The sequence below is a fragment of the Robinsoniella sp. genome (genome assembly GCF_034124845.1).
This window is the reverse complement of sequence record NZ_JAWYAJ010000035.1, coordinates 1-9,143: the sequence shown is the minus strand read 5'-3', so window position 1 is coordinate 9,143 and position 9,143 is coordinate 1. Positions and strand designations below refer to the sequence as shown.

The following is a 9,143-nucleotide window of genomic DNA, read 5'->3' as shown; positions in this document are numbered from 1 at the left end:
CCGCCCAGCCCCAGTTCTGCCAGCACCAGTTCAGCCAGTACCTTCTCTTCCTTGCCGGGAAGGGAAAAATACTTCAGATACGGGGTAACTCCTAACAGTACATAGTCGAATACCTCGTCCTCTTCCTGTCTGCGGGGATTTTGGGGCATATAAGCCATCTTTTTGCTTTTTTCCAGCACCGTATGATCTCCCAGTGCTTTGTCATCATAATATACTCCACCGCTATGGGGCTTGTGAAGTCCCATGAGCAGACGCAGTAAGGTCGTTTTCCCACACCCATTGGGACCAATCACCATAACCAGTTCTTTTTTGGGAAGCGCAAAACATATCTCCTGCAATATTACTTTTTTTCCGATTAAAACCGATGCATTTTCTACACTAATTTTCATGTCTGTTTTTCCCTCTGCATAAGAATATTACCAACACTGCTGCCCCAAAGAACGAGGTAAAAATACTGATTGGTATCTCCGACTGTGCCAGACTCCTGGAACAGATATCAGCAAGCAGCAGGAGGATACTTCCCAATAAAATACTCTGGAAAAAATTCTTAACATAATCATCACCGTTAAACATGCGGATCAAATGCGGGGCTATCAATCCAATCCAAGATACTACCCCCGCTTCACTTACCACAACCGCTACCAGTATTGTAGCACAAATCAAAGAAATATTCCTTACAAAATGCGGCGAAATCCCCAAACTGTCCGCTTCTTCATCACCTAATATCAAAACCTTCATTTTCCAGCGGAACAAAAACAGTAAAAGTCCTGCTCCAGCCATAAACGGCAGCACACGTATCGTGGAATCCCATCCGGCATTTTGAAAACTGCCCATCAGCCAGTATTCGATAGCCGCCAGTTCCCGGTTAGGGTCTGCGGTATACTTCAGGAAAATAATCACAGAATCCGCTAAGGAACCTACAATAATGCCTGCAATAATCATCAGATATCTTTTATTTCCCCTCATCCAGGAAACAAGCAGCATAGCCAGCGCCACGGTACCCATTCCAAATACAAAAGTCAATCCCTGGGCAGCCAGAACCGACTGTCCCAGAAACAGGATTCCCAGAATTCCTCCCACAGAACACCCGCTGCTCACACCCAGAACATCCGGAGACACTAAAGGATTCTGGAAGACTGCCTGATATACCGTGCCTGCCAGCGCCAAAGCTCCTCCGGATAAAACCACAAAAAAGGTCCTGGGCAGACGAATCTGATAAAATAGTTTCCGGTCCATAACATTTCCTCCCTGCCCGGTTATAATAGCAAAGATATCCGTCAGGGATAACTCGTATCTTCCCACGCAGCAGGACAAAAGTATGACACAAACTAATATGATCGTCAAAATCCAAAACCTTTTTCTCGTATTCATAAAACTCCTTTATAACGATGCTCTTACAATCACAACCCCAGATCAGATGCCTCAACCTGAATGTCGAAGAACTTCTGATAGAAATCCCGAGCTTCCTGAATATATGCCTCTTCTGAATACAAATCCGGATGAAGCATATGGGTCAGCCAGAGAATACCCAACACTGAAGAAGGGGTGGGGTAATCCCAGGGTTCTATGTTAGACGGGAACATTTTAACATTGCCATCTTTCACAGCCTGAACTTCCGATAATTTCCCGTCCGATGTAATATCCGTAAGACTATACTCGGCATAACTCACTGCAAAGATATACTGGGGATTCCATTCTAACAGCTGTTCCGGAGATACTTCTGCCCAATACCCATCTTCCAGCCCCTGTGACACATTTGTGCCTCCAGCCATGGCAATCAGGTCATTCTGATACATTTTTGATGTGCAGGTACTTAAATAACTGCTTCCTGCCGCTAAGTAAACCGATGGTTTCTCTGTGAGATCCCTGGTCATTTCTGCCACTTCATCCATTTTCAGCTGATAATAAGCATTTAACTCGGATGCCTTCTCTGATACACCGGCAACTGCACCAAGCAGTACCACACAGTCCCGGTAGTTATCCAGGGTTTCCGGATCCACAACTAATACCGGGATATCCAGCTTTTCAAACTGCCCCACAGAGTCCTTTAACTTCTTTGGCAGAATGACCACATCCGGTTCTAAATGAGCAGTTTCCTCAATGTTGATCCCTTTTCCGGAACCAACAGCCGGAAGTTCTAATAATTCCGGTGCGGCTTTCTTATACAGTTCCCGGGTATCTGCCTTCATTTCAATTCCAACCAGATTATCCTCAAGTCCAAGAGCAATCGCTATGGCAGTAGATATATAATAGGAAGAAACTATTTTCTTAACAGGTGCCTTCAGGGTGACTTCTCTGCCAATCTGATCGGTTACGGTAATTTCCCCTTCTGCCTGAGTCATACCTTCTGAATCGGAAGCTGCCTGAGTTTGTGCACCCTCTGCTGTCTCCGACTGATTATTAACTTCAGTTTCATTCCCATTTTCTGTCTGTACAGCGGATTCTGTCTGGGCTGTTGTTGCTGCCTGGGTTTCGGTTTTCTGATCAGCCCCGGAACCACATCCGGTTAAGGAGCCCATTGCCAGCGCAGCCGCTAGTACGATACCGGTAATTTTATTCACAAAAGTATTTTTCATATGCCTGTCTCCATCCAGTTTTTCGAAACACAGCCTGTTAACGGATATGGTGACATCCGTACAAGCTGCTTTTTTAATAATCCTTAATTATCCGCAGCTTCCTTTTTTGATTTTGGAAGCACCAGATTCAATACCGTAGCAATTACAAAAGTCATGATGATACCATTTTGAGCAAAAATGTTACCAACCCATGCCGGCATCTGTGCCAATACTTCCGGTACATTTCCGATACCAACGCCAAGTCCAATTGCCATCGCGATGATTAAACCATTTCTGTCATCAATTTTTTCCCGAAGCAGTGACTGCAGTCCGCTTACCAGAATCATCGCAAACATAATGACTGCTGCTCCACCCAGTACGGACTGAGGCATTACAGAAAACAGTGCGCTGAGTTTCGGGCAGAAACCGCAAAGGATTAAAAATACTGCTCCGGTCATAATAACAAAACGGTTTACTACCTTCGTAACTGCAACGAGACCCACATTCTGGCTGAAGGAAGTATTTGGAAGCACTCCAAACAATGCTCCCAGGAAACTGCCGAAACCATCTGCAATAACACCGCCCTGAAGTTCTTCATGGGTAGGTTCTCTGTCCAGACCTCCGTTTGTAATACCGGAAATATCTCCCACAGTCTCAACCGTTGTGGCAATAAACATAATACCCATTGCAATAATTGCCTGAAGATTAAATTCCATCTTAACCGGCATAAAGGTTGGAAGGCTGAACCAGGCTGCATCCTGTACCTGGGCAAAATTAACCATTCCCAGACAGATTGCCAGTATGTAACCCACAATAATACCTATTAAAATGGATGCTGTGCTCAAAAAGCTTTTCTTAAACTGTTTCAGGACGATAATTACCAGAATAACTACGGTTCCAACCAGCAAATGCTGCCAGCTGCCAAAATCTTCGCTTCCGGCGCCTCCTCCAAAATATTTAATACCAACCGGCAGTAAGGACAATCCGATTGAAATAATTACAAGGCTGGTAACAACCGGTGGAAATAATTTCCGTAAAGGCTTTATAAAAAAGCCAAGAAGAATCTCAAATATACCACCCACAAGGGATGCCCCCATCAGTGCCCCGTATCCGAAGCTCGCTCCGACTGCTTTTGCCGTTCCGATAAATCCGGAGCTGGTTCCCATTACAATGGGGAGCTTACTTCCGACTTTCCAAATCGGATACAGCTGAATTAACGTTGCCACACCTGCAATGAACATCGCATTCTGAATGAGACTGGTCTTTAAGTCCAAAGCCATATCAAGCATACCGCATACAATGATCAAAGGGGAAATATTTCCCAGGAACATTGCCAGAACATGCTGGATTCCCAATGGAATTGCCTTACGCAGAGGAACCACTCCATTCAGTTCATAGATACTGCCGTTTTTCTTTTCCTTCATCTTTTCTCTCCTGTAACTTCTTTTTTCTCAAATCTGTACACCTTACAAAACTGTACTGTAGCATTCTAACATATTGTTACTTTTCTGACAACCGACACTTTAACAAAAAAAGATTTTTCCACATAAAAACAGATTTTTCTACAAGAAATGATTGTAATACCGTTTAGAATATTGTATGATTAAATAACATCAACCCAGTGGAGGAATTTTAGAAATGCAGTTATTAAAAGATCGAATATTAAAAGATGGTGTGGTCAAGCCCGGCCATGTATTAAAAGTGGACAGCTTTTTAAATCATCAGATGGACATCCAGTTAATTAATGAAATCGGAAAAGAGTTCCGAAGACGCTTTCCCAGCGATAAGATTACCAAGATCTTAACTATAGAAGCTTCCGGCATCGGCATTGCCTGTATTGCAGCACAATATTTTAACGTACCGGTTATTTTTGCAAAAAAAGCACAAAGCATTAATATTGATGGAGATGTATACCAGTCAAAGGTAGAATCATTTACCCATAAACGTACATATGATGTCATCTTGTCAAAACGGTTTTTAAATGCGGATGACCACGTACTGATCATTGATGACTTCCTGGCAAACGGATGTGCGCTGAGAGGATTGATTGAAATCGTCAAGCAGTCCGGTGCAACCATTGAGGGTGCGGGAATCGTCATTGAAAAAGGCTTCCAGGAAGGCGGCGCCATGATTCGGGAACAGGGTGTTCATCTGGAATCTCTTGCAATTGTAGAATCGATGACAGATGACGGATTAATGTTCCGTGGCTAACGCATATTTTAAAATTGCTTTCTGCAGCTGTACGTGGAAAGCAAGGTAATGGAGGGCATTTAGATGTTCAACGAAATTTGCATATATGAGGCAAAAATTGATAAGCAAGATGAAATTGAAGTTTTAATGAAAGATGTAGCCGAGTTTTACCTGTCACAGCCTGGGGTTATTGACGTAAAGTATATCAAGCGCACTCATCGGCAGGAAGACTTCAAAGCAGTCAAGGAAGGAAAACCACCGATTCGTTTGACAAAATGGGTTGGTAAAGTCACTTATATTTTGCACTGGACACTGGATGACGCAGAAGCTCATGCGCGCGTTTCAAAGCTGGGATTAGAGCAATTTTATAAACGGTGGAATCGTTGTCTCACAACAATGCCTAAAATTCTGTTAGGTGAGAACATTGTGTAATTCGCCAACTTTGAGCAGTTCTATAGTCTGGTAATCTTGGCAGTAAAAAATGGCAGTCCATAACGAAAATATGTTATGGACGCCATTTTTTATTGTATACGTTACTTCTTTCCTGATTGCTTTCGCTAAATCGTTACCAATAACTCTGCCCGGGCAACAGATACCTATGATCAGCCGGAAATTGACGGCAGATTACTCAGGTTATTATTTTCAGTATCATCCGGAAGGGATTTCAGATACTCGGAACCATTGCGGTGTGCGATTCCCACACCCCGGATTCCCCCTTCTTTCGCAAGGAATACTCCTTCTTCTTTGGAAACGGTTGAACCGTCTGATAATTGGTAACCGGTCACGCGTCCTCCATTTTTAACAAGCCCGATAATTGTTTGTGCATCACTTTGAGGATTGGGAATTTCATCTAAGGCATTACGTGCCAGGGCAATACCCAATGTGTTATTATCTTCCATTGTATGACACCTCCTGTCAGAAATAGTGTCTGCAAATCCTCTCAGGATATACATGTTATCTAGTAGTCGATTTCAAATAACTTACTACAATTCATTTCCGTTTTTCACGCCATTTAAAAACGCCATTGCATTTTCTACCGTTGTCTGGCTGATGGCATTCAGCGCTTCTTTTGTAAAAAATCCCTGGTGTGATGTAACCATTACATTTGGGAAGGACAACAGTCTTGCCATGGTAGAATGCCCCAGAATTCTCTCAGAAAGGTCTTCGTAAACACTACCGTTTTCTTCCTCATACACGTCCAAACCTACAGCAAAAAACTTCCCTTCCCGAATTCCCTTAATGAGATCTTCCGTTTTGATCAGACCACCTCTGGAAGTATTGACCAGAATAACTCCGTCTTTCATTTTATTGATGGTTTCCGTATTAATTAAATGATAGGTATTTTCAAACATAGGACAATGGAGTGAGATTAAATCAGCTTCTTTTAGAAGGGTATCCAGATCCACATATTCCAGAAAATCCAGCGTGTTGTTCGGATAAAGGTCATATCCAATTACCCGCATGCCAAATCCCTTGCAAATACGTGCCATTGCAATTCCGATTTTACCGGTTCCGATGATACCTGCCGTTTTTCCATAGAGATTCACCCCCATCAGTCCGCTCAAGCTGAAATCATTTTCCCTGCCTTTGATATACGCCTTATGGGTATGGCGGTTGGCGGTTAGAACCAGCGCCATTGCATGTTCCGCCACTGCTTCCGGCGAATATCCGGGCACATGCATAACGGTTATACCATACTTTTTCGCTTGCTCAAGGTCTACATTATTGTATCCTGCAGATCGCATCAGGATTAATTTCACACCGCATTTATTCAGCATATCTATAGACGGTGCACTTAAATCCATATTCACAAATGCACAGACTGCATCATATCCCCAAGCCAGGCTCGCCGTCTCCGGTGTCAGATTCGGCTCAATATATGTGATATCAAGATCTTTGTATGTTTTATCCTGCAGTATTTTTCCAAAAAACTCTTCGTCGTAATTCTTTGTACCAAAAAATAAAATCTTCATGTAATATCTCCTCTTCTTAATTAAAAGGTAATAGAGCATCCTCCAGCAATTGTCACAGGATGCTCTATTATTATAACATGCTTTTTAATTAGGTGATAGGCTCCGCTTTTTTATTTGTCGCCAAATCTGTCCTTGATACACTGGGGAATATTATCATTATACAAGTACATATAGCTGGATATCGTATCACCCTTCTCGTTTTTATAAGTTACGTTTACATCATATGAAGAGGACTGTGGATACAGGAAATAGTCACTGCCTGAGGAACTAACAAGTTTATCAGCAATTTCTTTAAAGTCTTCTTTTGAATTGAAAACTTCTTCCTGGCTGCCCTGTTCTTCGTACTTCACCACTCTCATAGAGATGACTTTATCGGGATCCATTTTTGCGTCCACATTATAACCATATTCTTTCAACAAGGCCAGGGTTTTTTCAAAACAAGGATATAAGCTGTAGGATCCGCTTGGAACCTTTCTATTTATACCCTCCAGACGCATGCTGACCATACTGGATGCTTTCATATCCTCATATTTCATAGCGGATAGTTCTTCCCGGAAGGTATCTACCAGAGAAATAAGCTGCTTATTGTTCAGATTCAGCTGGATGGACTCATCCATTTTAACAAGTTCTACCTTGCCTATCTCATCTCCAGTCAGATTAATAGCCGGATACAGTCCTTCTTTAAATTCTGGCTGCTGATACAGATCTTCTAATCCCTTTTCAATCACACTGTGCTCTGCCTGGTAGGATCGTATCTTTTCTTTTCCATCCTTTAAACGGTACTTCACGATCACATTATTTGTTGCCGCATTAGCCGGTGCATTCAGAGCGGACTCCACTATACTATAAATGCTATCCAGCTTTGTTACATTCATATGATCCATCACATATGATTTGGAATCGGACCCGGAAATGTAACTGCCATTATCACTCCATTTTTCATAGACATTCATCGCCAGGCCATCTACCCAGATCGCTGCACTTTCCACGTTTTCTTCTTTTGGAATATTGCTGTCATAACCAAATACATCGAACCGGAAAATACCAATAATTGCAAAGGACACGATCAGGGATGCCAGCATGAGTTTCTTTCTTGCCAATACTTTCGTAAAATCAATATGATAAATAAACTCAATAATCGCACTGCTTATGATACCGCCAAAGATAACACCAAATGCAAGCCACAGGTCTTTCCCTTCTATTGCCATCATATGTGCTATAAATCCGCAGCCAATGGAAATCGGTACTACCAGCATAAACTTAATAACAGATTCTGATTTTGGAAATGCAACTGCCCGCTCCGATGCTTCTGAAGAACGAATACGGTACAGATAAATTACAAGGATAAGCATTGCCACAAATGTCACAAGCCCAATCAGCAGTTCTCTTAAGAACATGGATCCATCACTAGCGGCTCCAACCGTCAGCCCGTAGAGGAACAGCGGGGAGAAATACTCTGCCAGCTTCATCCAAAAACTTTCATTCTGATAAAAAGTTTGAAAGAAGATGCTGAATAATCCCGTTGTCAGGAAGATAACTCCCGGCAGATACATAAAGAATACTCCTACCGCAAGAATTCCAACCACAATTTTACCAGTGAGCATCATTGCAAGGATTACGGTTACGTAGATCAGCAGGTAGAATAAAATATGAATAAATCCACCCAAAAGTACCTGACCAACTACGCCTCCTGTAGTAACACCTCTAAGCGCACCGATAAACAATACAATTAAAATATTCACAATAAACGGTACCACATACTGCAGGATGCCGCTTAAGAACTGAACCCAGAAAAAGCTTTCCCGCCTAATGGGAAGACTGTGGTAAAAGTCCAGTTTTGTAGAAGAATGCAGATAGCAGAATCTGGATACACCGCATAATACGGCACTTGATACTGTCAGGAAAATGATAATGCCATTATAAGACAGTAATCCGGCAAACTGGGAAATGACTTCTTTTAACGTCCAGCCTCCATTTTTCATTGTCGCCAGCATCTGATCTAAGGTAAAAATGCCCCGAACCGTTAACAACAGGAAAAATGCCAGAGATATAATCGCAATAATACCGCCGCTGCGTTTCAAATCCTGCTTCAATAACTTAGAGAATGAGATTTTTGATGTCATATCCTGCCACCTCCGTTTCACTAATAAATATTTCCTCAAGCGACAGTGGAAGAATTTCATAGAATAACGGTTTCTTACTTCCAACCAATGCCAGAATTGTTTCTTTCTTACCCCGTACAGTCAGGGAAACAAGAGAACCTCTCTTTTCATACTGCATGACGTCCAGCTCTTTTAGAATTTCCTCTTCCGCCGTAGGATTTTGAATTACATATTGCAGCTTATGGATTTCAAATCTCATATCTTCTAAATCTCTTGACAACAGAATACCGCCTTCATGCAGAAGTCCCACGTGGTCACAGATA

Annotated in this window: 9 protein-coding genes and 1 pseudogene; 2 read left to right on the top strand and 8 right to left on the bottom strand. The window is 42.3% G+C overall.

Annotated elements, in window-relative coordinates; translation table 11 throughout:
* The 4 genes from ACH2DQ_RS01795 to ACH2DQ_RS01780 all read right to left on the bottom strand — a co-directional run.
* A partial coding sequence (locus ACH2DQ_RS01795) for an ATP-binding cassette domain-containing protein (protein WP_395025267.1) occupies positions 1–389 on the bottom strand: 389 nt, incomplete at its 3' end.
* Entirely contained in the window at positions 379–1,371 is a 993-nt protein-coding gene (locus ACH2DQ_RS01790) for a FecCD family ABC transporter permease (protein WP_394915567.1), read from the bottom strand. The genes ACH2DQ_RS01790 and ACH2DQ_RS01795, both read right to left, overlap by 11 nt.
* Positions 1,372–1,400: 29 nt before the next feature.
* Positions 1,401–2,576, bottom strand: a complete 1,176-nt coding sequence (locus ACH2DQ_RS01785) for an ABC transporter substrate-binding protein (RefSeq protein WP_395025264.1) — start codon at positions 2,574–2,576, stop codon at positions 1,401–1,403.
* An 83-nt stretch (positions 2,577–2,659) separates the two neighbouring features.
* Positions 2,660–3,979: a uracil-xanthine permease family protein gene (locus tag ACH2DQ_RS01780; protein ID WP_394915565.1), complete on the bottom strand. Its 1,320-nt coding sequence runs from the start codon at positions 3,977–3,979 to the stop codon at positions 2,660–2,662.
* A 214-nt stretch (positions 3,980–4,193) separates the two neighbouring features.
* On the opposite strand from ACH2DQ_RS01780, the gene ACH2DQ_RS01775 reads away from it, so the two are divergent.
* Positions 4,194–4,766 (top strand): xanthine phosphoribosyltransferase, encoded by a 573-nt coding sequence (locus ACH2DQ_RS01775; RefSeq protein WP_394915564.1) that lies wholly within the window; start codon positions 4,194–4,196, stop codon positions 4,764–4,766.
* A 63-nt stretch (positions 4,767–4,829) separates the two neighbouring features.
* Positions 4,830–5,177, top strand: a complete 348-nt coding sequence (locus ACH2DQ_RS01770) for a hypothetical protein (protein WP_394915563.1) — start codon at positions 4,830–4,832, stop codon at positions 5,175–5,177.
* A gap of 170 nt (positions 5,178–5,347) precedes the next feature.
* Here ACH2DQ_RS01770 and ACH2DQ_RS01765 read toward each other — a convergent pair whose 3' ends face one another.
* The 4 genes and pseudogenes from ACH2DQ_RS01765 to ACH2DQ_RS01750 all read right to left on the bottom strand — a co-directional run.
* On the bottom strand, positions 5,348–5,644 hold the full coding sequence (locus ACH2DQ_RS01765) for a DUF3892 domain-containing protein (protein WP_394915562.1): 297 nt from the start codon (positions 5,642–5,644) through the stop codon (positions 5,348–5,350).
* A gap of 84 nt (positions 5,645–5,728) precedes the next feature.
* Positions 5,729–6,718 (bottom strand): 2-hydroxyacid dehydrogenase, encoded by a 990-nt coding sequence (locus ACH2DQ_RS01760; RefSeq protein WP_394915561.1) that lies wholly within the window; start codon positions 6,716–6,718, stop codon positions 5,729–5,731.
* A gap of 110 nt (positions 6,719–6,828) precedes the next feature.
* Positions 6,829–8,841, bottom strand: a complete 2,013-nt coding sequence (locus ACH2DQ_RS01755) for a DUF6449 domain-containing protein (protein ID WP_394915560.1) — start codon at positions 8,839–8,841, stop codon at positions 6,829–6,831.
* Positions 8,816–9,143: pseudogene (locus ACH2DQ_RS01750) on the bottom strand (ABC transporter ATP-binding protein); the annotation flags it as partial. The gene ACH2DQ_RS01755 and the pseudogene ACH2DQ_RS01750, both read right to left, overlap by 26 nt.

Coding starts and splice junctions, on each gene's coding strand:
- ACH2DQ_RS01780 (WP_394915565.1), bottom strand. CDS start 3,979: ATGAAGGAAAAGAAAAACGGCAGTATCTATGAACTGAATGGAGTGGTT.
- ACH2DQ_RS01790 (WP_394915567.1), bottom strand. CDS start 1,371: ATGAATACGAGAAAAAGGTTTTGGATTTTGACGATCATATTAGTTTGT.
- ACH2DQ_RS01755 (WP_394915560.1), bottom strand. CDS start 8,841: ATGACATCAAAAATCTCATTCTCTAAGTTATTGAAGCAGGATTTGAAA.
- ACH2DQ_RS01760 (WP_394915561.1), bottom strand. CDS start 6,718: ATGAAGATTTTATTTTTTGGTACAAAGAATTACGACGAAGAGTTTTTT.
- ACH2DQ_RS01775 (WP_394915564.1), top strand. CDS start 4,194: ATGCAGTTATTAAAAGATCGAATATTAAAAGATGGTGTGGTCAAGCCC.
- ACH2DQ_RS01785 (WP_395025264.1), bottom strand. CDS start 2,576: ATGAAAAATACTTTTGTGAATAAAATTACCGGTATCGTACTAGCGGCT.
- ACH2DQ_RS01770 (WP_394915563.1), top strand. CDS start 4,830: ATGTTCAACGAAATTTGCATATATGAGGCAAAAATTGATAAGCAAGAT.
- ACH2DQ_RS01765 (WP_394915562.1), bottom strand. CDS start 5,644: ATGGAAGATAATAACACATTGGGTATTGCCCTGGCACGTAATGCCTTA.